This window comes from Ruegeria sp. AL12, from assembly GCF_056540885.1.
In genome coordinates, this window is record NZ_JBQFXN010000002.1 from 424,395 (window position 1) to 450,358 (window position 25,964).

General features: G+C 58.9%; 22 protein-coding genes. 13 read left to right on the forward strand and 9 right to left on the reverse strand.

What is annotated here, in order from left to right; genetic code table 11:
• From ACR0C6_RS09810 to ACR0C6_RS09835, 6 genes are all read right to left on the reverse strand, one after another.
• The gene (locus tag ACR0C6_RS09810) at positions 1–927 is read right to left on the reverse strand and encodes a hypothetical protein (protein ID WP_480619041.1); all 927 of its coding nucleotides are present in this window, start codon (positions 925–927) and stop codon (positions 1–3) included.
• A gap of 91 nt (positions 928–1,018) precedes the next feature.
• Positions 1,019–1,153, reverse strand: a complete 135-nt coding sequence (locus ACR0C6_RS09815; RefSeq protein WP_480446210.1) for a hypothetical protein — start codon at positions 1,151–1,153, stop codon at positions 1,019–1,021.
• 230 nt (positions 1,154–1,383) lie between these two features.
• Positions 1,384–2,391, reverse strand: a complete 1,008-nt coding sequence (locus ACR0C6_RS09820) for a glutamate cyclase domain-containing protein (protein WP_480619043.1) — start codon at positions 2,389–2,391, stop codon at positions 1,384–1,386.
• Entirely contained in the window at positions 2,388–3,647 is a 1,260-nt protein-coding gene (locus tag ACR0C6_RS09825) for an aminotransferase class I/II-fold pyridoxal phosphate-dependent enzyme (RefSeq protein ID WP_480619044.1), read from the reverse strand. The genes ACR0C6_RS09820 and ACR0C6_RS09825 overlap by 4 nt, the downstream gene beginning before the upstream one ends.
• Positions 3,648–3,649: 2 nt before the next feature.
• Positions 3,650–5,125: an aldehyde dehydrogenase family protein gene (locus ACR0C6_RS09830; protein ID WP_480619046.1), complete on the reverse strand. Its 1,476-nt coding sequence runs from the start codon at positions 5,123–5,125 to the stop codon at positions 3,650–3,652.
• Positions 5,126–5,128: 3 nt separating this feature from the next.
• Complete coding sequence (locus ACR0C6_RS09835; RefSeq protein ID WP_480619048.1) at positions 5,129–6,013, reverse strand: NAD(P)-dependent oxidoreductase; 885 nt, start codon at positions 6,011–6,013, stop codon at positions 5,129–5,131.
• A 165-nt stretch (positions 6,014–6,178) separates the two neighbouring features.
• Here ACR0C6_RS09835 and ACR0C6_RS09840 point away from each other — a divergent pair, with 165 nt between their 5' ends.
• Positions 6,179–7,675: a trimethylamine methyltransferase family protein gene (locus tag ACR0C6_RS09840; RefSeq protein WP_480619050.1), complete on the forward strand. Its 1,497-nt coding sequence runs from the start codon at positions 6,179–6,181 to the stop codon at positions 7,673–7,675.
• Positions 7,676–7,679: 4 nt separating this feature from the next.
• Positions 7,680–10,106 (forward strand): GcvT family protein, encoded by a 2,427-nt coding sequence (locus ACR0C6_RS09845; RefSeq protein ID WP_480619052.1) that lies wholly within the window; start codon positions 7,680–7,682, stop codon positions 10,104–10,106.
• Between the two features lie 203 nt (positions 10,107–10,309).
• Here ACR0C6_RS09845 and ACR0C6_RS09850 read toward each other — a convergent pair whose 3' ends face one another.
• Both ACR0C6_RS09850 and ACR0C6_RS09855 read right to left on the reverse strand, forming a co-directional pair.
• Positions 10,310–10,852 carry an aminotransferase class III-fold pyridoxal phosphate-dependent enzyme gene (locus ACR0C6_RS09850; RefSeq protein ID WP_480619054.1) on the reverse strand — a complete coding sequence of 181 codons (543 nt, stop codon included), beginning with the start codon at positions 10,850–10,852 and terminating at the stop codon, positions 10,310–10,312.
• 114 nt (positions 10,853–10,966) lie between these two features.
• Positions 10,967–11,398, reverse strand: coding sequence for a hypothetical protein (locus ACR0C6_RS09855; RefSeq protein WP_480619055.1), 432 nt, complete (start codon positions 11,396–11,398; stop codon positions 10,967–10,969).
• Positions 11,399–11,488: 90 nt separating this feature from the next.
• On the opposite strand from ACR0C6_RS09855, the gene ACR0C6_RS09860 reads away from it, so the two are divergent.
• The gene (locus ACR0C6_RS09860; protein ID WP_480619057.1) at positions 11,489–12,520 is read left to right on the forward strand and encodes a LysR family transcriptional regulator; all 1,032 of its coding nucleotides are present in this window, start codon (positions 11,489–11,491) and stop codon (positions 12,518–12,520) included.
• 9 nt (positions 12,521–12,529) lie between these two features.
• On the forward strand, positions 12,530–12,763 hold the full coding sequence (locus ACR0C6_RS09865) for a hypothetical protein (protein ID WP_480619059.1): 234 nt from the start codon (positions 12,530–12,532) through the stop codon (positions 12,761–12,763).
• A gap of 45 nt (positions 12,764–12,808) precedes the next feature.
• Here ACR0C6_RS09865 and ACR0C6_RS09870 read toward each other — a convergent pair whose 3' ends face one another.
• Complete coding sequence (locus ACR0C6_RS09870) at positions 12,809–14,773, reverse strand: CocE/NonD family hydrolase (RefSeq protein WP_480619060.1); 1,965 nt, start codon at positions 14,771–14,773, stop codon at positions 12,809–12,811.
• A gap of 166 nt (positions 14,774–14,939) precedes the next feature.
• Between ACR0C6_RS09870 and ACR0C6_RS09875 the strand changes: the two genes are divergently transcribed.
• From ACR0C6_RS09875 to ACR0C6_RS09915, 9 genes are all read left to right on the forward strand, one after another.
• Positions 14,940–15,602, forward strand: coding sequence for a helix-turn-helix domain-containing protein (locus tag ACR0C6_RS09875; RefSeq protein ID WP_171118256.1), 663 nt, complete (start codon positions 14,940–14,942; stop codon positions 15,600–15,602).
• Positions 15,599–17,638: an oxidoreductase gene (locus tag ACR0C6_RS09880; protein WP_480619062.1), complete on the forward strand. Its 2,040-nt coding sequence runs from the start codon at positions 15,599–15,601 to the stop codon at positions 17,636–17,638. The genes ACR0C6_RS09875 and ACR0C6_RS09880 overlap by 4 nt, the downstream gene beginning before the upstream one ends.
• Positions 17,639–17,746: 108 nt before the next feature.
• A complete protein-coding gene (locus ACR0C6_RS09885) occupies positions 17,747–18,439 on the forward strand; it encodes a helix-turn-helix domain-containing protein (RefSeq protein WP_171170118.1) in 693 nt (230 codons plus the stop codon).
• A 93-nt stretch (positions 18,440–18,532) separates the two neighbouring features.
• Complete coding sequence (locus ACR0C6_RS09890; RefSeq protein WP_480619064.1) at positions 18,533–20,092, forward strand: ABC transporter substrate-binding protein; 1,560 nt, start codon at positions 18,533–18,535, stop codon at positions 20,090–20,092.
• Positions 20,093–20,148: 56 nt separating this feature from the next.
• The gene (locus tag ACR0C6_RS09895) at positions 20,149–21,093 is read left to right on the forward strand and encodes an ABC transporter permease (RefSeq protein WP_171118247.1); all 945 of its coding nucleotides are present in this window, start codon (positions 20,149–20,151) and stop codon (positions 21,091–21,093) included.
• Positions 21,074–21,952 (forward strand): ABC transporter permease, encoded by an 879-nt coding sequence (locus ACR0C6_RS09900; protein WP_367396971.1) that lies wholly within the window; start codon positions 21,074–21,076, stop codon positions 21,950–21,952. The genes ACR0C6_RS09895 and ACR0C6_RS09900 overlap by 20 nt, the downstream gene beginning before the upstream one ends.
• Positions 21,952–22,938 (forward strand): ABC transporter ATP-binding protein, encoded by a 987-nt coding sequence (locus ACR0C6_RS09905; protein WP_480619066.1) that lies wholly within the window; start codon positions 21,952–21,954, stop codon positions 22,936–22,938. Before ACR0C6_RS09900 ends, ACR0C6_RS09905 begins: the two co-directional genes overlap by 1 nt.
• On the forward strand, positions 22,935–23,936 hold the full coding sequence (locus tag ACR0C6_RS09910; RefSeq protein ID WP_171205890.1) for an ABC transporter ATP-binding protein: 1,002 nt from the start codon (positions 22,935–22,937) through the stop codon (positions 23,934–23,936). The genes ACR0C6_RS09905 and ACR0C6_RS09910 overlap by 4 nt, the downstream gene beginning before the upstream one ends.
• Positions 23,933–25,951 (forward strand): CocE/NonD family hydrolase, encoded by a 2,019-nt coding sequence (locus ACR0C6_RS09915; RefSeq protein WP_480619068.1) that lies wholly within the window; start codon positions 23,933–23,935, stop codon positions 25,949–25,951. Before ACR0C6_RS09910 ends, ACR0C6_RS09915 begins: the two co-directional genes overlap by 4 nt.
• Positions 25,952–25,964: the final 13 nt, after the last annotated feature.

The window sequence follows — 25,964 nt, forward strand, 5'->3', positions numbered from 1 at the left end:
TTACCTGGCCACACGAACCGAATTGGTGCAGCCTTCATCAAAAAGGGCTGCAAATCTGGGATTGGCGAGGGTTTCGTCCGCCTGCGCCCACAGCCGGTCATATTGGGCATCAATGTATTCGATAAAGCCGGGGTCTATGGTTTGATCCACCGGGGATTGCGCGACAGCATGCATCATGAAGACGTCAAACGCACAAAGACCGCTTGGGTTCGAATCCAGCAATGCGCGCATGAAGTCGTGCGAACTCCAAGGCAGGCGCTGCAAGTTTACCGGCGTTTCCTGCAATTTCGACAAAAACCCTGACGACTTGTCATATAGCAGGATGTCCATGCCGAAGGTGAAGGACTGAAACAGCTCTTCCAGCAGGATCGATTTGTGAAAATCCCTTTCCAGCTTGCTGGGCCGATCATGCGCCGGTTGTTTGACCACGATATGGGTCCCCTGCCCCCGATGACCAAAAAAGGTCTGTGCCATCGCCGGTGATGTCACCACATAGTTTCGACCCGCAGGCAAACCAAGCTGGTGGAGTTCGCTGAGCCAGTCGATATCTGACGAAAGGTCCCGATTGGGAGGGTACCCGGAATACAATCGCAAAACCACGGTTCGACCGGTTCCGCAATCGCGCGCAGATGGGCCTGCGTAGCGCATGGGTGTCGGGTGGCCGAAGCTGTGTTTCAGCAACGCCCGAAAGGTATCCAGAACGACAAGCGTTTGCGGATGCGGTTTTTCGCCGACCAGGCACAAGGCTGCACCGGCCTGATCGCGGCCATTGATGTGAACGGGGATCGCCATGTCACGCCCCAGCATCGTGGACCGCAGTTCATACCCCCATCCTCTCTGTGCAAGTTCGATATAATCGCTCTTCTCTGCACAAAGCGCGCCTGCAAAAGCGACAATCGCCAATACTTGCAACAACAGATAGCGCATTCAGCCCCTCTCAATGTGACGCGCATTCTATCTGGGATACGGGTCTCTCGCAAAATTTCTTGAGACCCGCCTTGATGGTAATGGCGATCCGTTAAGCCCGCCAGCTGAGCAACCTGCTGAACCGGGCAGAGCGGCCGGACGAGTATTGAACATTGCCGGCCATGTCGATCAGGTCCATTCCCGCAAGGACAGATATTTTAGTATCGATGGACTTAGACCATAGCATTGGCTCTGCCAGACATTTGTTAAACCGATGGCCTTGCTCAACAATGCTATCAGGAAATTTCAACCTTACGTTTTCAATTGGGACCGAAAGCCACCCGCACGTTAAACTCAGACGCATCAACCGCCAAAGCTTTGCAACAGAGCCCCCGTCACAGGGCAATTTTTCACATGAGCGATGGGGTCGCGGATATTGCGAAGGAGTGTTTCGGTGATCACGGTTGGGTCTTTCTGCTATGACGGCGCTTTGCGGGTAATGGCCTCGGCCATTTCCGCCAGCGCGATATGGGTGGTGTCCTTGATGCCGTCCACATGGGGGTCGATGATCCCATCGGCAGAATTGATCAGCCCGTTGGCGGTCATGACCTTCAACAGGCGGGCTTCCATCGCTGGGGTGTGGATCAGGCGGGCGTCGCCTGTGCGCATGGCCATGGCCGCGCAAATCGCTGTGCAGCCCCAATTCGAAACCGCAGCGGTCATCAGGATATCGGCGCCAGAGGTCGCGCCGATCCCACCGCCGCATGCGCAATCGCCGGGGGCAGCAAAAGGAACGGCGGTTTTCACGATATCGGCGACCAGCCCCATGCCGATCTCGTTGCCGCCATCACCCACAGCCAGCGTCGGGATACCTCGCGCCATGGCAGCATCGAACAGCATGTCGATGCGCGCCCGGCCTAAGCCGTAGTCGCGCCCACGCATGTTGTAATAAATGCCGTTTTCGTTGCGCCCCACGCGTTCGGTCGAGACCATGATATCGGGCTTGAGCTGATTCAGCATCTTGGCCGCCGCAACAGCGCCCTCGGCATCTGTCACCGGATACGACAGCAAGGTTGCGCAGGCCATTGAGCCATCCGCACTGGCCTTGCGCGTCGTCTCAAGATCCACGATCGCGACGCCACAGGCCTGCAAGGTAGCAGCCATGGGCGGGATCAGCGTTTCCTCAATCACCAATACGCAGGTTGCTTTTCGGGCGAGCCAAAGCGCGCGAATGAGGGCCGCCGCCCCGGATGGGCCATCGTTTTCGCCCAAAGCCGGAGACAGCCACGCCCGCGACACGGAACCCGTGGTGACAATTGCCGTCCCACTTTCGGGCATGGCAAGCAGCAAATCCGCCGCGGCGCCGCACAACGCTTGGCCCGCCAAGGCGCGCGAGGCGTCATAGAGCGGCTCGATCCCCCGGTTGCCGAGGTCGAGGTTCACCAGCCGGTCCAGCCTGTCATCATACTTTGCGAATTCGCTCATGACTCGTCTCCGAACAAAACCGCCGTGAACCACGCGTCATCGTCAAGCCTGTGCGACACTTCTTCTGTGGCCGCGTCCAGCGCCGACACCAAAGCGGCAACCCCACCCACGGCGGTCACAGCTCCGGCGGTCGGTTTCAGGCGCAGCGAAACCCTTCCGCCCGGCGCGCCATGGGTGTTCACGGTCAAAACGCTGTGCTCTTTCAGCAATAGCATACCGATGGCCGCTGTCGCCTCTGCCGGGACAATGTCGGTCTTGTCGCGTCCTGCCAGTGACAGCACCCGCGCTAACACGTCCTCTTCATCCAGCATCGGCCCCAGATCAGACCGCTGCACAACCTCTGCACCCCATGCCCCGGCCAGCGCTTCTGCAATGGACGCGCCGTCGCTTGCCTCGATTCGCAGATCTTCCGGGTCAAAGGCCTGCAGGCTGCGCATTGCGCCGGCCGCTATGGGTGCGCGTGCCTCCTGGCCCAGTTCCGACGCCTTGGCAAGCGTGGCCAGTACCGGCGCGGACGCCCCACAAAGGATGCCCGCGCGCGGGCCGCATAGGCCCGCCTTATCCGCATTCGTGATGGCTATGTCCGCTCCCATGGAAAGGCTCAGCGCTCCGCCATGCAGCACCGGGCGCAGACGCGCGCCATAAGCTTCGTCCATGAACACGGTGGCGCCAGCGGCCCGCCCCTCAGCTATGGCGCGGCTCGTCTCAGCGTCCGGCAATCGCGCCAACGTGCTTGTGACAGTCGTGATCACCACCAATGCGGGCGCGTGCGTGGTTATCGCTGGCCCTGGGTCCGCCGATCCTTCGATTTCCACAAGCTCAACGCCCGCCAGCCGACATCCGCGCACAACCGATGCGTGGCTGCGGTCCTTATCGGGCACCACGGAGACCACGGGTCGCCCATCGCATAGCGCCAATATGGCCGCCACAATACCTGCACTTGTGCGGTTGGTGACAGCGACCGTATCCCCGCCCCCAAAATGCGCGATGGCAGCCTGGGTCAGTTCCGCTGAAAACAGGCCCGGTCCCACCCATTCTTCGCAATAGGTCGACAGATCATCCGGTTTCAGCGGAAAGTAACGCGGGTTACCTGTAAAAATCCCAATTCCGTCAGCCCCGCGCGTTTCCAAGACCTCTGCCGCAACCGCTTGCGCATGGCGCAGCCGGCGGATTTCGGCTGCGCTGGAGGACAAATATCGCCCCCGCGCATAGCCGACCGAAGCGTCAATCGTGTTCCCGAACCGGTCTGTTTCCATGCCTACAGCGCCACGGTCACGCACTTACGATAGGTATAGGCCTCAAGCGCGCCTTCGATAGAATATTCGCTGCCCATTCCGGATTGCTTAATCCCGCCGTAAGACATGCCGGGGATTTGCCCGCCACCCTGATTGACCTGCACCCAGCCGGCCTCAAGCGCGCGGGTCATGCGGATGACGGTGCTCATGTCGTAGCTGAAAATGAACGCCGCCAGCCCGTAATGCGTGTCGTTGGCCTGCGCGATCATATCGGCCTCATCCTCCCACGGGATTGCGACCAGGACAGGGCCAAACACTTCTTCGCGGGCAATCCGCCAAGAATTGTCTAGCCCCGTCAGGATTGTGGGGATCGGATGAAACCCATTGTCTGTTGCCTTTGGCGTTTCGCCTGTCAGGAATGTGGCGCCTTGCTCTTCGGCCTCAGCGACATAGGCACAAATCTCAGAGTAGCGTTCTTCATTCACCACGGCCCCGATGTCGCTGTCTTCATCCAGCGCATCGCCGATTTTCATCGCAGCAGCCTTTTCTGCGACCAAAGGCATCAGGTCATCCCAGACAGATTTATGCACAAACAGGCGAGATCCGGCTGTGCAGCTTTGCCCCTGACGTGCAAATCGCATGGCATTGACCACACCTTGCGCCGTGGCGTCGATACGCTCTGGTGCGCAAGCGTCGGGAAAGATGATGCAGGGGCTTTTGCCCCCCAGTTCAAGCGTTACATTGGCCACCCGACCCGCCACGGAATGAGCCACCAGTTTGCCCACTTCGGACGATCCGGTGAACGACACTTTCGCGATACCGGGATGATTGACCAGCGCCGCGCCGGCCTCTTCCCCAAGCCCGGTGACCACGTTTAAGACACCTGGTGGAAAGATGTCGGCAGCCAGCTCAACCAGCCTCAGAACGGCGAGTGGCGCATCTTCGGCAGGTTTCAGGACGATGCAGTTGCCCGTGGCCAGCGCCATGGAAATCTTCACCGCGCCTAATTGCAAGGGCGAGTTCCATGGGATGATCGAGCCGACAACGCCCAATGGCTCGCGCGTGGAATACGACATGAGCCCGGGGCCAAAGGGCAGCGTCTCGCCCTTTTGCTCACCCGCAACACCGCCATAATACTTGAGCACTCCAGCCGCGCCCATCGCTTCGCCCCGGGATTGTGTGCGGACCGCATTGCCACTTTCGGCGGCCAGAACGCGGGCGACCTCTTCGGCATGTGTAGTCAGGCGGTTGCCCAGCTCGGTCAGCATTGCGCCGCGTTCTGCGGCGGGTCGCGCGGCCCAGTCCCGGCGCGCCCGTTCAGCGGCGGCAACGGCAAGGCTTATTTCTACTTTGGTCCCCCGGCCAATCTCGCAGATCGTTTCGCGCCGCGAGGGGTTTTCAACTGCCAGCATCTCTCCGCTTGCGGGCCAATGCCATTGCCCGTCTATGAAGGACCCGGCCAACCCATCTGTGGGCAAGGTATAATCCAGAATTGCCATATGTTATTCCTTCTGGTGCTCGGGCAACGCCCGAAGCGTGGTGTAAAAGGCCGAGAAGTCGCGGTCGCCGCGCGTTTCGGCAAATTTTGTAAAGGCTTTGGCCGCCTCGGCCCCGAAAGGCGTGGGCTGTCCGCTCGACTTTGCCGCCGCCTGAGCAAGTTGCAAATCCTTTGCCATCAGGCGCACTGCAAAGCCGGGGTCAAAGTTGTTGGACGATGGGGCGTCGGGAACCACACCGGGTATCGGGCAGCGGTTTTCAAGCGTCCAGCTTTGCGCCGCGGCCCCCGCGCACAACGCATAGAATTTGTCGAGATCGAGGTCCAAGGCGTCGGCAAGCGCAAATCCTTCCATCACCGCCATCGCGGTAATACCGCAGATCATGTTGTGACTGGCCTTCGCGGCCTGCCCCGTTCCGGGTCCACCGAAATGGGTAATTTTGGAGCCCATTGCCAGCAGGATTGGTTGCGCCCGTTCGACATTCGCCGCATCTCCGCCGACCATGAAGCTAAGTGTCCCGGCCTCGGCCCCAGCAGGGCCGCCGGAAACGGGCGCGTCTAGCATTGCCAACCCATGAGACATCGCCTCAAGGGCGAGCGCATGCGCCGTGTTCACATCAATGCTCGAACAATCGATCACCAGCGCGCCGGGTTTGGCAGCCGCTCGGATCAGTGTCTCATGAACGCGCGCGACGTGATCGGCTTCTGGCAGCATGGTGATAATGACCTCTGCCGCTGCGATGGTATCCGACGACGGCGCGATCGCACCGACAAACGCTTCACGCATTTCGGGGCTGATATCCATGCCCGTTACGTCATGGCTTGCGTCCCGCAGAACTTGCGCCATCGGACGGCCCATCGTGCCCAAGCCAATAAACGCAATCCTCGCCATGTTCACCCCGCCGAAGTCGTAGAACGTCAAATGCTGGTTTGTAGTATTGCGCAGGAAAAGCCGACGTTTGCATGAAAGATTCTGGTCTGAGTGCGCGAATTTTCGAATTGCCATTGCGTGAGTTTGCGCAATCCTTGCGTAGATTGTTCTTCTAAGGACCGCCCGATGGCCCGCAGAACCCGCTCAAAAACCGACAGTTGCGCGCCCCGCATCACTCCGCCTCCACAGGGTGGGCGGTTTGCGCCACTGGATGCTGCTGCGGTAGATCGGATCGTGCAGGCCGCGTTTGATATCCTTGCGCAGACCGGGATCGCAGAATGCCCCGACGCCATCGCAGAACAATTCGTCAATGCCGGGGCAACCAGACGTTCGGATGGGCGGGTCTGCTTTTCGCAATCGATGGTGGAAACCGCCATTGCGCGGGCGGCGAGGCGCGTCAATCTACCAGGGTTTGTGGAGGATATGGGCCTGACCGTTGGCGGCGGCCGTGTGCATATCGGAACAGGCGGAGCGGCGACAGAGGTTCTGGACAGCGCCACCGGCGAGTTTCGCGGTGCCCAGCTGTACGATCTCTACGATCTTATGCAGTTGGTGGGACGATTGCCGAACATCCACTACGGTTTGCGCCCGGTGATTGCACGGGACATGGACCAGCCCTTGCTGCTGGACCTCAACACCGGGTTTGCCTGTCTCAGGGCCTGCCCCAAACCCATCGGGATCAGCTTTGACAGCGCCGCGCATCTGGATCCGGTTATCGCCATGTTCGATATGGCCCTGGGCCACGAGGGCGCCTTTCGAGCGCAACCCTTCTGTTTCGGCGTGATCGTGCATGCGGTCTCGCCGCTGCGCTTTGCGCCCGAAGGGTTAGAGATTATGCAACGGGCCATGGCCCACAGAATGCCGCTGCAGATCTGCACCGCGGCGCAGGCGGGGGCAACCAGCCCTGTCACTTTGGCGGGCGCGCTGGCGCAGGGTCTTGCGGAAACGCTGGCTGGGTTGATGGTCGTCGACGCCCTCGAGCCGGGGTATCCCTGCATCTTTGCGTTCATGCCATTCATTTCCGATTTGCGCACCGGTGCAATGACAGGTGGATCAGGCGAAGCTGCCGTCGCCGCCGCTGCCGCCGCGCAATTGCTGTTGCATCTAGGCTTGCCGTCAACCGCTTCTGCGGGAATGACCGATGCCAAAACCCCCGATGCGCAGGCGGGGTATGAAAAAGGGTACACGGTGGCTCTTGCAGCGCAAGCCGGGGCAGACATGATCAACCTGTCTGTTGGCATGCTCGGGTCCATCATGGCCGCCTCGCGCGAGGCATTGGTGATCGACGATGACATGTGTGGCGCGATCCTACGGTCGGTTCGCGGGGTCGAGTTGACCGAAACCGCGATCGACCTCAGCCGGATCGAAGCCGTGGCGACCGGCGAAGGGCATTACCTGGGCGAGGCGCAGACACTGGAACTCATGAAATCCGAATACACTTATCCGAGCCTCGGCAACCGGCAGAGTATTTCGGATTGGAAAGATGCCGGGTCGCGCACGATCTGGGATGTCGCTGTTGATCGCAGCGCCGAGATGTTGCGCGAGCAACCAACCCATTTGCCCAAGGACCGGGAGGCCGCGATACGCGCCGCTTTCGATATCCGATTGCCCGAAGGAAAATAGCCCCATGAAAGACACTGCCCGCGTTGTTGTGATTGGCGGGGGGGCCGTTGGCACCTCAATCCTGTATCATCTCGCTTTGGCCGGCGTAACTGATACGCTTCTACTTGAGCGCAACGAACTGACCTCCGGCTCGACCTGGCACGCAGCGGGCAACATCCCGACCTACGCGACTTCATGGCTGGGAATGCGAGCAGGAAACTACGGCTGGTCAATCTATAAAGATCTGGCCGAAAAGGTGGGCAGCGCGATCACCTATCGTCATACCTCGGCGTTCTGGCCTGCCCATACGCCGGAACGGATGGACCTGTTCCGCCATCTGTGCGGAATTTCAGAAAGCGCAGGCTTCGATCTGCAGATGCTGAGCCCGTCCGAGATGGACAAGATGCACCCGTTCTGGCACCCGGACAAATCCGTTCTGGGCGGCATTCTGGACCCTTACGAAGGTGACATTGACCCCAGCCAGCTAACGCAAGCGCTGGCCAAGGGCGCGCGGGATCTGGGCGCGCAGGTGGAACGGTTTGCGCCCGTGAAAGCCATTGACCGCAAGGCGTCAGGGGAATGGCTGGTCACTTGTGCGAAAGGCACAGTGAAGGCAGAGATCGTCATCAACGCAGGTGGCTTCTACGGCCGCAAAATCTCCGAGATGGCAGGATTGCCTGCCCCGGTGGTCACGCTCGAGCACCAGTATCTTGTGACCGAACCGCTCAAAGCGTTGGAGGATCATGCCGGTCTTTTCCCACTGGTGCGTGACCCCGATATCCGCTTCTATCTGCGCCGCGAACGCAACGCTTTCCTTGTTGGTTCCTACGCCCATGATGGTCGCCCCGCGTGGGAGGAGGACGGCCCGCCGGATGACTTTGCGCATCAGCTTTTCCCTGACAGTGTTGAGGATATTCTGGATGTGCTGGAGGCGACGATGGTCCATGTGCCGCTGCTTGGCGAAGCGGGCGCGCAGCGGTTTGTCAACGGCCCCATCGCCTATGCCCCAGATGCCCTGCCGCTGGTCGGTCCGGCGGCGGGTGCGCCGAATTTCTATCAAGCGACTGGCGTGCAGGTTGGCATCACCCATTCGGCCGCTATCGGCAAAGCGATGGCCGAATGGATCACCGAAGGCGAAACAGAATGGGACCTCAGTGCGTGGGATCCGCGCCGCTTTGGCGATTGGACCACGCAGGACTATGCCCATTCCCGTGCCTCGCAACACTATGATCTGCAATATGCCATTCCATTTCCGCATCGGAACATGCAGCGTGGCCGCCCGGTGCTATGTACCCCGCTCTATGAACGCCTGAAGGATCAGGGCGCCGTCATGGGCCAGATCGCCGGGTGGGAGCGCGCCTTCTGGTTCGAAACCGATGCGATCAAGGACAATGGCGATGCCGACCTGTCCTTCCACCACGAACCCTGGCAGGACGCTGTCGCGCAAGAATGCAAAACCGTGGCAAGAAGCGTCGGCGTCATGGATCACGGCGGTTTCACCAAATACGATCTGCGCGGCCCCGGCGCTGAGGCGTTCCTATCCAGCGTCCTGTGCGGCGGTGTTCCGAAACCGGGACGCGTCCGGCTCAGCTATATGCTGACCCCCAAGGGGCACATCTGGTCAGAAGCCACCGTTGCGCGACTGGCGAGTGACAGGTTCCTTCTATGTGGCCCGACCCTGGCCGATCTGCGAGACTTTGACTGGCTGAACGCCCACCTACCAGCAGAGGGCGTCACACTAAGCCGCGGCTACAAACACGATGCCGCTTTGATGGTCATGGGCCCCAAATCGCGAGAGGTGCTTGCCCCGCTGACCGATGCAGACCTCTCTGCCGCTGCTGCCCCGTGGCTATCAGTGGCCGAGATCACGCTGGCCGGCTTTCCTGTCACCGCGATGCGCGTATCATACGTCGGTGAGCTGGGTTGGGAGTTGCATCTGGCCTCCGAGCACCTTGTGGCGGTCCACGACACGATCATGACGCGCGTGAACGAGGTTGGCGGCTGCCAGTTCGGCTCCTACGCGCTGAACGCGATGCGGATCGAAAAAGGTTATCACGGATGGGGTTCGGATTTCGGCACGGAATATACGCTTTACGATGCGGGTCTGGACCGGTTTGCCAATATGAAAAAGGGGGAGTTCATCGGACGCGACGCGGTCGAGCGGCAGTCTGACGAGGAGGCCAACTGGGAATGGATCGGGCTGGAAATCAGTGACGACAGCCCCGAACCGCTTGCCTCTGATCCGATCCTGAAGGATGGCGAATGGATCGGGTACGTGACCTCAGCCAGCCAAGGCTATCGCACCGGAACACATTGTGTTCTGGCTTATATCAAGCGCGGATCACTGGGTATGGGGGCCGATTGCACGGTGCGTGTGCTTGGCCAGCCCCGCAACGCTCGGCGGCATAATCCCCATGTCTATGACCCGGACAATCTGAAAATGAAGGCCTGAACGACTAAAGGCGTCTGTATGAATAGGCACCTTTTTCTTTTGTCTGAAACTCAATTGGGCCGATGCGACGAAATTGCTGATTTCTTACCGTATTGGCCGCGTTCTGGATGAGCCCCAGGCGCGCCCTTTCACCTCGGCCCGGACATAGTCCAAGGCGGCTTTCAGGATCGCAGTTGCCTCGTCGATCTAATCTTCGTTGATAATCAACGGCGGCAAAAAACTAATCCGATCGGGCGGGACGGACCGTAAGTGCAGCCCCGCGTGTGGGCGCGATCCTGCACCATTGTCCCCACCTTCAGCGCCGGATCCCACAGCGCACGCGTCCCTTTGCCCTGCACCAGTTGAATACCGCAAAACAGACCGATCCCGCGCACATGACCGATCAGATCTATGTCGCCATAGATTTTCAGCGCCTCCAACGCGACGGCGGCACCGACAAGGTGACCAACATAGGTGAACTCGTGGCCCAACACGCTGGATGCGTCTGAGCTCAGCATCAGACCGTCAAAGAAATCCTGCCGGAACATGATCACCGATATCGGGAAAAACGCAGCGGTCAGCGCCTTGGCGCAGGTGGTGCTATCAGGGGTTAGATCGAAGGCCCCTACGCCCCAGTAATGCCCGGTGCGGCCAAAGCCGCAAACGGTCTCGTCCACATGGAAATGAATGTCATACTTCCGGATCACGGTCTGCATCGCATGCCACTTTCCCTTTGGCGGGCGGATCGCGCCGCCGCCGGATTGCATCGGCTCAGCAAAGAAACGCGGCGATTGTGTCTGGTCCCGCCTCCAGCACGGTGGCTTCGAACTCGGCCGCCATTCGGGCAGAGAATTCCTCCTCGGTTTCACTGGCCTCGGCATTTAAATAGTAGTTCGACGTCGACAGCTTGAGAAAATCATGTATCGGCAGACCAAAGCCCGCATGAATGTGAGGCTGGCCGGACAGAGCACCGCTGCTTTCGACGTTAGTGCGCGCGCCAAATCCGCGGCTCTTGGATGGGACCTCCCGTAAAATGTCGGCGCGAAAGGCAATTCCTGAATCTGATCCATGGCCGCCCGCGCCAGCCGGTCGTCATGATTACCCAATGACACGCATCCCAACCCGAAAAAGCCGTCTATGATGCTTTGCCCATCATCCGTTTCAATCCGGACCCCTTGGCCGCGCGTCACCATCGCGTTGGGGCCATCTCGCTGGTGCAGGCGGGCGTTCGTCTGTCCATGCACATGGAACTGACGGTCCCAAGCGCGGGGTGAATCGACGTCTGCGAGCTTGTCCATATGGATCTTGATCATCTGTGCCGGGCGTATTCTTGGCGAAAAAATATTGAGCAACACTCGCGTTAATCGTAGGTTTTCATGAACAACTTTCATGCAGAGATCAGTATGGAAAATCCGCGACTAGACATCCGCCACCTGCAGATGATCCGCGCCATTGGGAAAACCGGTCGCGTCGTTGACGCGGCCGATGAGTTGGGCCTGACACCGTCAGCGCTGTCCCACAGAATCCGCGAAGCAGAACGCAGGCTGGGTGTGCCCCTGTTTGAACGCATGCACAAGCGTTTGCGCATGACGGCTGCCGCCGAGTATCTTGCCCGATTCAGCGACAAGTTTCTGAGCGAGATGTATGTGATCGAAGATGAAGTGCGTCGGATGAATGCGGGCATTGATCACGTCGTGCGCATCGCGGTGGAAAACTACAGCGCCTATCACTGGTTCCCCGCGTTTCTGCAAATGTTTCGCGCTAAACACCCAGCGATCGATATTCAGATAATGGCTGGTTGCCGTCGTGACATGGTCACGTCGCTTCTGGACCGTCAGATTGACTTGGCCATCGTCGCCGGAGAGTCGAGCCATGCAGCGACGCGGTCATTGCATCTCTTTCAGGATCCTCTTGTATTCGTGTGCGCGCCAGAACACCCGCTGGCCGGGGCTGCATCGGTATCTGCACGTGATATCGAAGGGCAACGGTTTATCACATTCACCAAGATCCCCGAGCCTGATCAAGAATTTGCAAGGCTGTTTCGTGCAGAACGTCGCTATCCCAACTGGACTGCAGCCGTCGAGTTGCCCGAAGCCATTGTCGAATTGGTTGCTGCCAACCAAGGTACAAGCATTCTGGCGCAATGGGCCGTCGCGCCACATGTGGCGTCCAAGCGTATCGTGGCAATACCGCTTGGCCCCGATCCGGTGCTCATGAATTGGAGTTGCAAGTTCCGCACAGACGAGCCTGAGGATGGGCCGGTGCTCCGCGTCGCGCATGCGCTTCAGGACTGGGAAATCGCTGGAAGGGCGTCTTGCCCCCCTACTGTGTCTTCGACAAGGATCAGCGCGTCACCCATGCCGCAATCACCGAGAACAAGCGCCTCAGTTCCGTCCCGGAGTTCATCGAAGAAGAACAGGACAAAGCGCCACTGAAGAAACGATGTGCTGGCAAACAACGCTCAAGATACAAGCCAAACCGTCATCGCAATGACGGTTGAATCTCATTGGCTGATCGTAAGCGCATCAACAACCGCAAAGCCAGGAGGGGCTACGATTTATGAAGCCTCTGCACTGTCAGGCTTTGCTGCCGCCGCGCACTATGGTGATATTTGCACTTCGCAGAACCAACGACGTTTCTACTTGATTGCAACCAGTGCCGAGACATTGAAAACCTGAAATACTGCTAACAATGGTTGGAGGAAACCACTTGCGCTGCATTGATTAAGATTTACGCCAGTGCCGTGTCATGAAGATTTCTTTGTTCCATGTAACAATCAGTTCAGCATCCACCGTCGTATGCCCGAGCGATGAACACGCAGTCAAAGAAACTGAAACCTCGGCGGTTCCGTCAGGTCGTTCAAAAATCATTTTGTGATCAACGTTTGTCTCCTGCTCGACGACATCCGAGGTCTTCAATCTATGCACCATGCCTGTTTCGTAGCTAAAAACAGTACCCATCTGAGGGAATGCAGTCTTCACCAGTGGTTGGCGCCAGCCCATCTCGATACAGTTGTCACGGGTTTTATTCCAACGTGTCAGCCTGTCAGCAGCAGAAGTGAAATGCGATTTCTCTTCTGGCAAATCTTCTGCAGGCGGAAGAGGTTCGCTTAAGTCGGAAGGCTTATTGGCCATCAAAGGAAGAACAAATTCTCCATCATCCAGACTCAAGTCACCTTTCGGTGCCGCCGCGTGAATGAGCGGCCAGTAAGACGAAGAGAACGCTAGTCGGATGCGATGTCCTTTGCGGATGCGGTAGGCGGTTGAGTGAAAACGGATGTCTGCGTTAAATGCGTCGGATTTTGCAGAGGGCGAAATGCGATCCAGGTTCTCATCCAGCGACAGATTCCTGACGCCATAGGTTATACGTGCCGACACGCCGTCAGAATTTACATCACTGAGTCTTGCGATAATCTGATTTGGTTTGTCTTTCGTTTCTCCATGTAACCTCAAAACGACCGACCCATAGATTATCAGATCCTCTGTAAGAGGCGCTGTTTCGAAAACCAAAGAACGGGAATCATCAAAGTTTTGATCAAGGGGTAAACCGCCGGTTCGGCCAAAATACCCTGTATCCCCTGCGCTTTGCCCCACCGTCGGATCTGCTGGAACGATCCACCGCTCGTGGTTGGTATTGGATTTTAGTGAAGACAGGGAAATTTCCTGAACTTTTGTTTCTTGGATCGTTGGGCCACTTTCTATCCATTTCCCTGTGGCCATGGATAAATAATCCTTCGGATCAACGTATTCGCGTAACCAAACCCGAAGCTGCGGCCAGTTTGGCGTTTGCGACGTGTCTGACTTCAGCCAGTGATCCCACCAATCCAGAGCCAGTTTCTGAAACCCGACGGCGGGTCCGGGCGACCCTTGATCTGGATAGTGGTGACCCCAAGGGCCGACCACCCCCCAAACCCGGGTGGGTCGCGCATCAACCAGAGACATTACCGAATTGGAATAGCGATCGCTCCACCCTCCAATAGCCAGAACCGGGACAGAAAGTGCATCTGCTTGATGAATGACAGAACCGTGTCGCCAGTATTGCCCCCTACCATCCTCGCGCAGCCAGTTTTCCAATGGAAACGTAAGGTTCTCAATTCTCTCTTTCCACAGCGCTTTCCAATCTGTCCCGACATTTGCCGTTGGAGGCGAGGCCAGAATAGCCGGAAGCGTCGCACCCCATTCGAACGTATCCGACAAAACGCAACCGCCCATATAGTGGATGTCATCCTCAAAACGGTCATGGGTTGCGCAAACAGCGATCGCCGCCTTCAGCGCATCGGGCGCATTCACACTGGCCTGCAACGATGCCGTACCGCCCCAGGACGTGCCGAACATTCCCACACGGCCATTGCACCAAGGTTGCGCAGCCAGCCACTTGATCACTTGTCGCGCATCGTCCAATTCAGCCTGCGCATACATATCCGGCATGTGCCCTTCGCTGTCGCCCGAGCCCCGCATGTCAACCCGAATGCAGGCGTAGCCGTGGGCTGCAAAGTAGGGGTGGTTCCTTTCATCTCGCGCGCGCACCATGTCGGTTTTGCGGTACGGGATGTATTCCAAAATGGCAGGAACAGGCATCTGTGTTACCGGGCGCCACAGACGGCCTGCCAAACGTACGCCATCAGGCATTTCGATCCATAGATGGTCTGTCTCTGACACTTTGAAGGGATGATCGGTTTGATCGGTCATTTTGATCCGCCGCGTGGAATCCATGTCTGCCTCACTTCTGCAAATCCAGATCGAACATGCAATAGTTTCGTGCTATTCGTCCAAAAATAGAATTTGACTTTAAAATTCTAGTCTGCTTTCAATTTGGATAGAGTTTAACCACTCCACTCATTTTTCGGAGACCCGCATGTCATCTGACAAAGTTGTCGCCTTGCCATCCGCTATTTCTTCGCTGGGCAGCGAGGTTCGGCAATTACGCAAAGCCCGTCAGCTTACGCTGAAGCAACTGAGCGAAGAAGCGGGCATCTCCCTCAGCCACGTGTCGGCGATTGAGCGCGGGGTATCCAAGCCTTCTGTTGACGTATTGCAAACTATCGCCAGCGCACTCAGCGTCACGCCAGATTGGTTCTTTGCCCGCCGCGCTGGGGCGGGTCCAATGGAACAGGCTTTTGTTGTGCGCGCCCAGAACCGTCGAGCCCTGAATACCCTGTACGGTCAGGACGTGGCAGAGCTGGGCTATACCGATCATCTGCTGTCCAGCTCGATCGGAGGACAATTCTATATGGGCATGGCGGTCTACGCACCACATTCAGAACGCCCGGACGACCCTTTGCAAAAACACGAAGGCGAAGAGCACGGGCTGGTTTTGGAAGGCGAGCTGGAGATGCAGATCGGGGATGAGTTCATCACCCTGCGCGCCGGGGACAGCTACAGCTTTGACGCACGCATCCCGCACCATGCCCGCAACCGCACCGATCAGGTCTGTCGGTTGATCTGGGCCGTCTCACCTGTCGTCATTCCCAAGGATGTCGTCGCAACGCAGCCTTCTAACCGGGAAACGTCCTCATGAGCAGCGACGCCCTGTTGCAACCCTATCAACTGAAGCACCTGACCCTGAAAAACAGGATCATGACCACCAGTCATGAACCCGCCTATCCCGAAGACGGAATGCCTAAGGAACGCTATCGCGCCTATCACGAAATGCGCGCGAAAGCCGGCGTTGCGATGACGATGACCGCTGGCTCTGCCACCGTCAGCCGTGACAGCCCCCCGGTGTTCAACAACATCCTCGCCTACAAAGATGAGGTCGTGCGCTGGATGGGTGAATTGACGGATGCCTGCCACGCCCATGGCTGCGCCGTGATGATCCAGCTGACCCACCTGGGTCGGCGTACCGGTTGGAACAAAGGTGACTGGTTACCGTCAGTTTCTCCATCGCACTACCGGGAACCCGCGCATCGGGCCTTTCCGAAGAAGATGGAAGACTTCGACATCGAGCGGATCGTGACCGACTATGCCGATGCGGCCGAACGCATGCAGGCCGCCGGTTTGGACGGGATCGAGTTGCAGGCCTACGGGCATCTGCTGGACCAGTTCTGGTCGCCGCTGACCAACACGATGGACGCACCGTTCGGAGGTGATCTCGACAACCGACTGCGCTTTGGCTTCATGGTACTGGATGCGATCCGCGACCGTGTAGGACCAGAGTTCATTGTCGGCGTTCGCTATACTGCCGATGAGGTTGAAAAGGGCGGCATCACCGAGGAAGAAGGGCTCGAGATCGCGCGCAGGCTGCGCGACAGCGGTCAGGTGGATTTCCTGAATGTCATTCGCGGGCGCATTCACACCGACCCTGCCATGACGGACGTGATCCCTGTGCAGGGCATGAAAAGCGCGCCGCATCTGGATTTCGCCGGGCGGGTGCGGGCCGAAACGGGCATGCCGACCTTCCATGCTTCGCGCATCCCTGACGTGGCGACGGCGCGACATGCGGTGTCCTCGGGGCTTTTGGATATGGTGGGGATGACCCGCGCGCACATGGCCGATCCGATGATCGTGTCTAAAATCCAAGCCGGGCAAGAAGATGACATACGGCCTTGTGTCGGTGCCACCTACTGCCTCGACCGCATCTATCAGGCAGGCGAAGCGCTGTGCATCCACAACCCTGCCACCGGGCGTGAACTGACCATGCCGCATGTAATACCTGCGGCGGACACGCGCCGCCGGGCAGTCATCGTCGGCGCAGGTCCCGGTGGGTTGGAGGCCGCGCGCGTCGCCGCAGAACGCGGGCACGATGTCACCGTTCTGGAAGCCGCCCCCGAACCTGGTGGGCAGGTGCGCCTTACAGCACAATCCAAGCGCCGGGCCGAGATGATCGGGATCATCGATTGGCGCATGGCGCAATGTGCTGCGCGGGACGTTCAGTTTCAGTTCAACACATATGCCGAAGCCAGTGACGTGACCGCGCTGTCACCGGATTTGGTCGTGATTGCGACCGGGGGCCTGCCGAATTCAACGATCCTCGATTCGGGCAATGAGCTGGCGGTATCCGCCTGGGATATCCTATCCGGCGACGTGCAGCCGGGCGAAAACGTGCTGATCTATGACGATGCAGGAGATCACCCCGCCCTGATGGCCGCCGAGGTCATCGCCGCCTCCGGCGCACGGGTCGAAATCATGACCCGTGACCGCAGCTTCGCGCCCGAGGTTATGGCAATGAATCTGGTGCCCTATATGCGCTCTTTGCAGAAAACCGGAGCCAAGTTTACCGTCGCACGAACGCTGCAAGCGATCGAAAAATCAGGCAATCAGCTGCAAGCCCATATCGGCACAGACTATTCTGATCTGGTCGAAAAAAGGGAATATGATCAGGTGGTTGTCAATCAAGGCACGCAGCCTCTGGACGATCTCTATTTTGATCTTAAACCTCTGTCGCGCAATCGCGGAGCGGTGAATCAGGGTGCGCTTGTCTCCGGCACAGGCGACCTGTTTCCGCAACCCAATCCCAGCGCCAGATTTGACCTGTATCGCATCGGTGACGCCGTATCGGCACGCAACATTCACGCAGCAATCTACGACGCCCTGCGTATGGGCATCCAATGGTAGCAAGCGCAGGGAGGCAGCGCCAATACAGGAATTTTGAATAATTTTTCTTGCGGAGAAGAAAAACAAACGTAGGATTTCCGACATACCCAGCGAGCGTAGGGAGGATTCGTGAGCCAGGGCAAATCGAAAAAACAAACCCGCACCGCCAGCGAAGAGGGCCTTGCAGCCTTCGGTGCCGAGGTGCGCCAGCTGCGCAAAGCGCGCCAGATGACCCTGGCCGAGCTTGCGACCAGCAGCGGTGTTTCGATCAGCCATCTCAGCGCGATCGAGCGCGGAACCGTCAGCGCGTCTCTCAACAAGATCTCGCGCATTGCCGATGCTCTTGGCGTTCCTGAGGAATGGTTTTTCAACCACCGCCCCGGCTCTGGCCCGTTGGAGCGCGCCTATGTCGTGCGCCAGTCCAACCGACGAAACCTGAACATGCTGTATGACGAACCGGCCGAGCAATCCGGTTATGCCGATCAGTTACTGTCCAGCTCCATCGGCGGTGGGTTTTGTATGGGCGTCTCGGACTACCGCCCCTATTCCGAACAGGTCGTAGACCAATATTTCTCGCGCGATGGCGAGATGCACGGGGTCATTCTGGACGGTGAGCTGGAACTGGTGCTCGAGGACGAAACCGTAACCTTGCGCACCGGTGACAGTTTCAGCTTTCCCGGAGACATTCTTCACGTCCTGCGCAACGTATCCAATCAACCTGCGCGCATGATCTGGGTGAACTCACCCGTGATCATTCCAAGATTCTCAGCGCTCGGCGCTGATGAGCAACTGCCACAGTCACACAAGAAAAAGAACGGATAACGCCTGCTGGCACCTGAAGTCGCGGGCACGCCTGCCCGCAAGCAACCAAACCGGACAGATGCCCGGATACGAAGACAAACAGGGAGTAAGCAAATGAGTTCGATTTTCAAAGGGGACGTTTCCCGACGCTCCGTTCTGGCCGGTGCCGGTGCATTGGGCGCGGCCAGCCTCGCATTTCCCCATATGGCAGTTAGTGCAGATGGCTCAGTTCTGACCATCCGCTCCTATAGCGATTTGCAAGTGCTGGACCCGGCCTTCTGGCTGGCTCTGCCCGAGGCCGACATCATGCGGTCGATCTATGCCCCGCTGGTCTCAAACCAACAGGGCGATGAGTGGAACTGGCGGCCCGTTGCTGTTGAAAGCATCGAACAGCTGGACGATCTGACCATCGCCTTCAAACTGCGTGACAAGATCGGGTTCACGGATGGTTTTGGTCAGATGACCGCCGATGACGTGAAGTTCTCGATCGAGCGTATCGCTGACCCAGCGAATGAAAGCCCCTATGCGGGTGACTGGAGCGCGCTGAAAGAGGTCGAAGTAAAAGACACCCTTTCGGGCTTGATTCATCTGAAAAACAAATTCGTGCCGCTGTGGACAACCACGCTGCCGACCCCCGCCTCCTGTATCGTTTCGCGCAAAGCGGTCGAGGAAATCGGCGGAAAGATCGGGTCAGAGCCTGTGGCGCAATCCGGCCAGTACATTCTGACCGAATGGGTTCCCAAGCAGAAAACCGTTCTAAAGCGCAACCCGGATTGGGCTTATGAACCTGGTGGGTATGAGGAAATCCACATCCTACCCATTGAGGACCCCTCGACAGCCGAGCTGGGTTTTGAAGCTGGTGATCTGGACTACACCTGGACTTCGGTATCCTCTCTGCCGCGGCTTAAGGAAAACCCGCCGGCGGGATCGGTTGTCGAGGAAAAACCCTCGCTGGCCTATGTCTGGCTGGGAATGAATCAGGACAACGAAGCACTGAAAGACGTTCGCATCCGCCGTGCCATTCAGCACGCGATTGACCGGCAGACTGTGGTTGACGCGGCCTATTTCGGCGCAGCGGCCGTAGGCAACGGTATCATCGCCCCTGGCCTGCCGGGCAGCCGGGATAGCGTGACATACGACTACGACCCCGATAAAGCGCGCGAACTGCTGGCCGAAGCGGGTGCGGAAGGCATGACCGTCACGCTCGACATCCTGAACCAGTCCGAACGCCTGACGGCGGCTCAGGTCATACAGGCCAATCTGGCCGATGTGGGGATCACCTGCGAGATCAAGCAAAATGACAGTGGGACGTTCTGGACGCTTGGTTCCAAGGACGGCGACTATTTCATGGATCTTCAGTTGGTGCTCAGCCGGTTTTCGATGAACCCTGACCCAAGCTGGGCGACGGTCTGGTTCACGCCGGAACAGGTTGGCGTCTGGAACTGGGAACGGTTCAACAACGCGGAATACAAGGCGCTGCACGACGAAGGTCTGGTCGAAAGCGATCCGGCCAAGCGCGATGAGATCTACAAGAAGATGCAAGGTCTCATGGATGAAAGTGGCTGCTATGTCTTCCTGACGCACGAAGTGGTCGGCCTGATCCACAAGGATACGGTCAATCCGGGCCTGAAGCCGAATGGCGAGCCGCTGCTGCCGCTGTTCAAACCCGCCTGATCCACGCAAACGGGCGGCGTATGGCCGCCGCCCGCACGGCCTTTTGGGGGGCGCGTATGCTGAGCTATTTTTTCAAACGGCTTGGGCTGGCTGCCGCGATCGTTTCGGTCGCCATGTTCCTGCTGTTTTGCATGATTTACCTGATCCCCGGCGACCCGGCCTCGGTTGCGCTGGGGCCTCGGGCAACCGAGGAAATGCGCGCCGCCCTGCGCGAAAAAATGGGGCTGAACCAGCCGGTTCTGGTTCAGTTCTGGAACTTTTACATCGGAGCCTGGACAGGTGATTTAGGGGATGAGGTTCTATCGGGCCGTCCAGTCACTACGGTCGTGTTCGAACAACTGCCCTATACGCTGGCCTTGATCGTCGGCGGTATCACGTGGTCGGTTGCGCTTGGTATTCCGCTGGGTTGCTGGGCGGCGGTCAGCCGCGGCAGCTGGGCCGACCGGATCGTTGGCATCCTGTCTGTTGCAGTGATTGCCGTGCCCTCGTTCGTGATCGCGATCTATGCGCTGCTGATCTTTGCCGTTGAATTGCGCTGGCTGCCCGCCATTGGCGCAGGCGAACCCGGCAATCTCGGCGATCAACTCACGCACCTGGTCCTGCCTTCGCTGGCGGTTGGTCTGGGCTGGGTCGGCTATATTGCCCGCATGGTGCGCGCCTCTATGCTCGAAGTGCTTGAGGCCAGCCATATCCGCACCGCCCGCGCCTTTGGCCTGCCGGATCGAACGATCACCTACCGCTACGCCCTGTCGATTGCGATCCTGCCCACGGTCACGTTGCTGGGCGTGGGCATCGGTCAGATGCTCTCATCGGCTGTCTTTGCCGAGATCGTCTTTGCCCGCCCCGGCGTTGGCAAGCTGGTCTATGACGCCATCCTGACCCGCAACTTCCCCATCGTGACAGGAACCGTTCTGATCACGACTGTCCTGTTCGTTCTGCTCAATCTGTTGGCAGACCTCATCATCGGAGCTTTGGATCCCCGTGTCAGAAGCAGTTTCTAACCCCGCCCCCGGGCGCATGGCCGAGCTGTGGCGCCCGATCCGCAAAATCCTGCGTGAACCGCTGGGCGCGCTGGGACTTTTCCTTGTGCTGTTTGTCATCTTTGGCGCCGTGTTTGCCGATTTTCTCACCAGCTGGGACCCGACGAAAATCAACCCGCGTGACCGGTTCCAAGGCCCAAGTGCGCAGCATCTGATGGGCACCGATCAGCTGGGCCGAGACCTGTTTGCCCGGGTGCTGCATGGCGGACGGATTGCGCTTTTTGTGGCTTTGGTCTCGACCGCTGTGTCGCTGGTGATTGGCATCGTTCTGGGCTTGATCGCGGGTTATGGGCCGCGTTGGCTGGACAATCTGATGATCCTTTTGTTCGACGCAATGAAAAGCTTTCCGACCGTGATGCTGGCCCTTGCGCTGGTCACGCTTATGGGGCCGTCGCTGACCGCCGTTATGGTCGTCGTTGTTCTGGTCACCGTGCCGGGTTACGCGCGGATCATTCGCACTCAGACTATCGCGTTGAAGACGTCAGAATATGTCACGGCGGCGCAAAGCATGGGCGCTTCTTCGGCGCGTATCCTGCGGGTGCACATTCTGCCGAACGTCATCGGTCCGCTGGTTATCCTCGCATCGATGGACATTCCGGTCGTCATCGGCATCGAAGCAGGGATGAGTTTTCTGGGCCTCGGAGTGCGCCCCCCGACCCCAAGCTGGGGCTCGATCCTGAATGACGGATTCACCAATATCCGCGATACTGCCTGGATCGCGATTGCTGGCGGCGTGCCGATCATCATCACAACGCTGGGCTTTACCTTTTTGGGCGAGACGCTGCGGGACGTATTCGATCCCCGGCTGAAAGGACGCTGATGACCACGCTGCGCATAGAAAATCTGAACGTCAGCTTCTCGACCGAGGCCGGGCCGCTGCACGCGTTGAAAAACGTCAGCTTCGATGTGCCCGAAAACCGGATTGTCGGTATCGTGGGCGAATCTGGCTGTGGGAAATCCACCCTGATCAACGCCATTCTTGGATTGCTGGCCGACAATGGCAGCATCGACAGCGGATCGATCCTGTTTGAGGGGCAGGATGAGCTGACCACCCTGCCCCCGTCGCGCATGCGGGACCTGCGTGGCCCGCGCATCGCAACCGTGTTTCAGGACCCGATGGGCGCGCTGAACCCTGTGATCTCGGTCGGCAAACAGATGCTGAACATTCAGTATCGCTCACCCCTTTCCAAGGACGAAAAGCTAAGCCGCGCGGTCGAGATGCTGGAATTGGTGCGCATCCCCGATGCCCGTGCGGCGCTGGCGCGGTATCCGCACCAGTTCTCGGGAGGGATGAAGCAACGCATCGCCATCGCCATGGCCTTGATGATGGAGCCCGCTCTGCTGATCGCGGACGAACCCACAACGGCGCTGGATGCGACGCTTGAGGTTACGACAATCGAACTTCTCAAGGACCTTCAGCAAAAGATCGGCTGTTCAGTCATGTTCATCTCGCACCATCTGGGTGTCATCGCCGAGCTTTGTGACGATGTCGTGGTGATGTACGCCGGGGAAGTGGTCGAACGCGGTACCGTCCGTCAGATATTCCAGGGTCCACGCCACCCCTACACAGCGCGGCTGCTGGAATGCGACCCAGCGCGGCAAAGCGAACGCACGCGGCACTTGCCGACGATCCCCGGAGAAATTCCCGACCTGCGCGCGCGGCCCGCGGGCTGCATCTTTGCCAACCGCTGTGACCGGGTAAGCGACGCGTGTTCCGCCCCGCCACCCGACAAGGACATCGGGGAAGGCCATATCGCCCGCTGCTTTGTCGCAGACTCACCAGCAGAAACCGGAGTGACAGCATGAGCAGCGATCCGATTCTCAAGGTCGAAGATGTTCAGGTCTCGTTTCCGGTCGGCGGACTGGGACGCCGCAGCGCGATCCTGGGTGTGGCTGGGGTGAGTTTTGAGGTCAACCGCGGCGAGACTTTTGCCCTGGTCGGCGAAAGCGGTTCTGGCAAAACAACGCTTGCGCGGGCCGTGAACGGTTTGCAGGAGATTAGCGCCGGCGCCATCACTTTTGAGGACCAGCGCATCGACGAGTTGGACCGAAAGGCGATGAAGCCCGTTCGCAAACGCATGTCGATGATGTTTCAGGACCCGGTAGGCTCCCTCTCGCCCCGCATGACCGTCGGCGATCTGGTGACTGAACCTTTCCGAATTCACGGTATAGAGGGGCGCAATCTGCGGGAAGAAGCTGACCGCCTGCTGACACTAGTGGGTTTGCCGACCAGCTTCGCGTCGCGTTTCCCGCATCAGCTGTCGGGTGGACAGGCCCGACGTGTCGGCGTCGCGCGCGCCATTGCGCTGGACCCGGCGCTGATCATCGCGGATGAACCCACTGCGGGCCTGGATGTGTCGGTGCAGGGTGAAGTTTTGAACCTGCTGAATGATCTGCGCGAACGGCTGGGTCTGGCGATGGTGATCATCACCCATAACCTGCATGTGGTGCATCATGTGGCGGACAGAACCGCAGTCATGTATCTGGGCCGCTTTGTCGAGGCCGGAGACACCGAACAGGTGTTCAGTGCGCCTCAACACCCCTATACGGCGGCGCTTCTGTCAGCCAACCCCGAGCCCGACCCGGATAAGACACATGACCGGATCACGCTGCCGGCCGAAGTCCCCTCGTTGCTGGCCCGCCCATCGGGATGCGAGTTCCACACCCGCTGCCCATGGGCGCAATCGCGTTGCAGTGTGGATGCGCCGGAGCGGCAGGTTGCAAACGGGCGCGCTGTCGCCTGTCATTTCCCTTTGGAACCCGGCGCCCGCCCGCCGGAACTAGCAGAAAAGGCAGCGTCATGAACGATATCGAGGTCATTGAAACCGTTTGGATTCCAATGCCTGACGGAACCAAGCTTGCTGCCCGGCTCTGGCTGCCCGAAACAGCCAGAACTTCACCGATGCCCTGTATCCTTGAGTACATCCCCTACCGGCGTCGGGATCGCACGCGTATGCGCGATGAAAGCATGCACCCGCATTTCGCAGCCGCCGGGTACGCCTCAATCCGTGTCGACATAAGAGGGTATGGCGACAGTGAAGGCGTGTCCGAGGACGAGTATTCCCACCAGGAAATCCAGGACGGCCATGACATTGTCCAATGGATAGCCGATCAGGACTGGTGCGACGGAAATGTCGGCATGTTCGGCAAAAGTTGGGGGGCGTATAACGCGTTCCAAGTTGCGGCGACCCGGCCCCCGGCCCTTAAGGCAATCGCTCCGGTGATGGGCACGGATGACCGATGGCGCGAGGATATTCACTTCTACGGCGGCTGTTTGGCGAATGACAATTTCTGGTGGGGCTCAATCATGCAGCTCTACAACGCTATGCCGCCGGACCCCGAAATTGTCGGAGGTGATCGCTGGCTCGACATGTGGCGCGAACGTTTGGAAGGCGCTGAATTCTGGCCCGCCATGTGGCTGGAGCACCAAACCCACGACGAGATGTGGCGACGTGGTTCGATCTGCGAGAATTACTCTGACCTACAGGTACCGGTCTACTTCTTTGGCGGCTGGATGGATTTGTATCGGGACACGCCCTTCCGCATTGCAGAACACCTCGGCGGACCAGTCAAAATCCTGATGGGACCTTGGGCGCATCTTTACCCACATGAAGGGGTGCCCGGCCCCAAGGCCGATTTTGTTGGCGAGTTAATCCGTTTCTGGGATCATTGGCTGAAAGGGATCGACACGGGGTTAATGGATGAACCCCCATTGCGGTTTTTCTTGCAGGACAGCGCGGCGCCTTCGGGGACCCATCTGCAACGCACGGGGCGCTGGGTCGAAGAACCGTCTTGGCCGTCGCCCAATATCGCCGAGCAAACGTTCTGGCTGAATGACCAAACTCTGGGCGAAACGGCACGGTCAGGGTCTGCGATGTCCATATGCTCGCCACAGAGCTTCGGTGCCGCTGCGGGCGATATGTGCTCTTTTGCCATTCCCGGCGATATGGCAGCGGATTGCCGGATCGACGCTGGGGGGGCATTACAGTTCAAGGGGTCACCCCTGACCGAACCGCTGGACTTGTTGGGTCAGCCCAGCGTTGACCTGACGGTGTCGGCGGATCAGACGCAAGCCTATGTCGCCGTGCTGCTGGTGGATGAGGCTCCGGACGGCGCGCAAACGCTGATCGCGCGGGGATTTTGCAATCTCAACCACCGCGACAGCGATACCCAACCTACGCTGATCACGCCCGGCGAAGACATGACCGTTACGGTTCCCTTGTACGGAACCGGCTATCATGTTCCCGAAGGCCACCGCATCACACTGCAAATCGCCTCAGCCTATTGGCCTGTTCTGTGGCCCGCGCCACAGCCGGTGACACTCATGATCAAGTCCGGCATGTCCCGGCTGACCTTGCCGATCAGAGTCCAGCCTGACGGCAGCGCCGAGCCGCGTCCGCTGCCGGAACCGGAGCCCCCAAACGCAGCCCCGCGAAAAACCCATGTTCGCAATGGCTCAATGGAACGCTCGGTCCACACTGATCTGACGAATGGCGAAGTGACCCACCGGTTCTTTCTGGATGGCGGTGTGTTTGGTCCGGTCGGCGATTTCCGTCTTGACGACATCGGAACGGTGCTCAGCGATGTGTCCGACCGGCGCTACACGATCCACCCCGGCGATCCCTTGTCTGCCGTCGCCACAATGGAGCAAACGGCCGGTTTCGATCGGGACGACTGGTCCGCGAAAATCTGGACCTATTCCGAGCAACGGGCAACGGCAACCGAGTTTCACCTGACCTCACGCCTAAAAGCCTGGTCAGGTGATGAACTCATTTTCGAAGAAGAAAAGACGCACATCATTCCCCGCAACGGAATGTAGCGCATCCTTGCGG

Excerpts from the sequence above, each read along its gene's own strand:
- ACR0C6_RS09810 (WP_480619041.1), bottom strand. The coding sequence starts at position 927 with ATGCGCTATCTGTTGTTGCAAGTATTGGCGATTGTCGCTTTTGCAGGC.
- ACR0C6_RS09815 (WP_480446210.1), bottom strand. The coding sequence starts at position 1,153 with ATGCTATGGTCTAAGTCCATCGATACTAAAATATCTGTCCTTGCGGGA.
- ACR0C6_RS09820 (WP_480619043.1), bottom strand. The coding sequence starts at position 2,391 with ATGAGCGAATTCGCAAAGTATGATGACAGGCTGGACCGGCTGGTGAAC.
- ACR0C6_RS09825 (WP_480619044.1), bottom strand. The coding sequence starts at position 3,647 with ATGGAAACAGACCGGTTCGGGAACACGATTGACGCTTCGGTCGGCTAT.
- ACR0C6_RS09830 (WP_480619046.1), bottom strand. The coding sequence starts at position 5,125 with ATGGCAATTCTGGATTATACCTTGCCCACAGATGGGTTGGCCGGGTCC.
- ACR0C6_RS09835 (WP_480619048.1), bottom strand. The coding sequence starts at position 6,013 with ATGGCGAGGATTGCGTTTATTGGCTTGGGCACGATGGGCCGTCCGATG.
- ACR0C6_RS09840 (WP_480619050.1), top strand. The coding sequence starts at position 6,179 with ATGGCCCGCAGAACCCGCTCAAAAACCGACAGTTGCGCGCCCCGCATC.
- ACR0C6_RS09845 (WP_480619052.1), top strand. The coding sequence starts at position 7,680 with ATGAAAGACACTGCCCGCGTTGTTGTGATTGGCGGGGGGGCCGTTGGC.
- ACR0C6_RS09850 (WP_480619054.1), bottom strand. The coding sequence starts at position 10,852 with ATGCAATCCGGCGGCGGCGCGATCCGCCCGCCAAAGGGAAAGTGGCAT.
- ACR0C6_RS09855 (WP_480619055.1), bottom strand. The coding sequence starts at position 11,398 with ATGATCAAGATCCATATGGACAAGCTCGCAGACGTCGATTCACCCCGC.
- ACR0C6_RS09860 (WP_480619057.1), top strand. The coding sequence starts at position 11,489 with ATGGAAAATCCGCGACTAGACATCCGCCACCTGCAGATGATCCGCGCC.
- ACR0C6_RS09870 (WP_480619060.1), bottom strand. The coding sequence starts at position 14,773 with ATGACCGATCAAACCGATCATCCCTTCAAAGTGTCAGAGACAGACCAT.
- ACR0C6_RS09875 (WP_171118256.1), top strand. The coding sequence starts at position 14,940 with ATGTCATCTGACAAAGTTGTCGCCTTGCCATCCGCTATTTCTTCGCTG.
- ACR0C6_RS09880 (WP_480619062.1), top strand. The coding sequence starts at position 15,599 with ATGAGCAGCGACGCCCTGTTGCAACCCTATCAACTGAAGCACCTGACC.
- ACR0C6_RS09890 (WP_480619064.1), top strand. The coding sequence starts at position 18,533 with ATGAGTTCGATTTTCAAAGGGGACGTTTCCCGACGCTCCGTTCTGGCC.
- ACR0C6_RS09895 (WP_171118247.1), top strand. The coding sequence starts at position 20,149 with ATGCTGAGCTATTTTTTCAAACGGCTTGGGCTGGCTGCCGCGATCGTT.
- ACR0C6_RS09905 (WP_480619066.1), top strand. The coding sequence starts at position 21,952 with ATGACCACGCTGCGCATAGAAAATCTGAACGTCAGCTTCTCGACCGAG.
- ACR0C6_RS09910 (WP_171205890.1), top strand. The coding sequence starts at position 22,935 with ATGAGCAGCGATCCGATTCTCAAGGTCGAAGATGTTCAGGTCTCGTTT.
- ACR0C6_RS09915 (WP_480619068.1), top strand. The coding sequence starts at position 23,933 with ATGAACGATATCGAGGTCATTGAAACCGTTTGGATTCCAATGCCTGAC.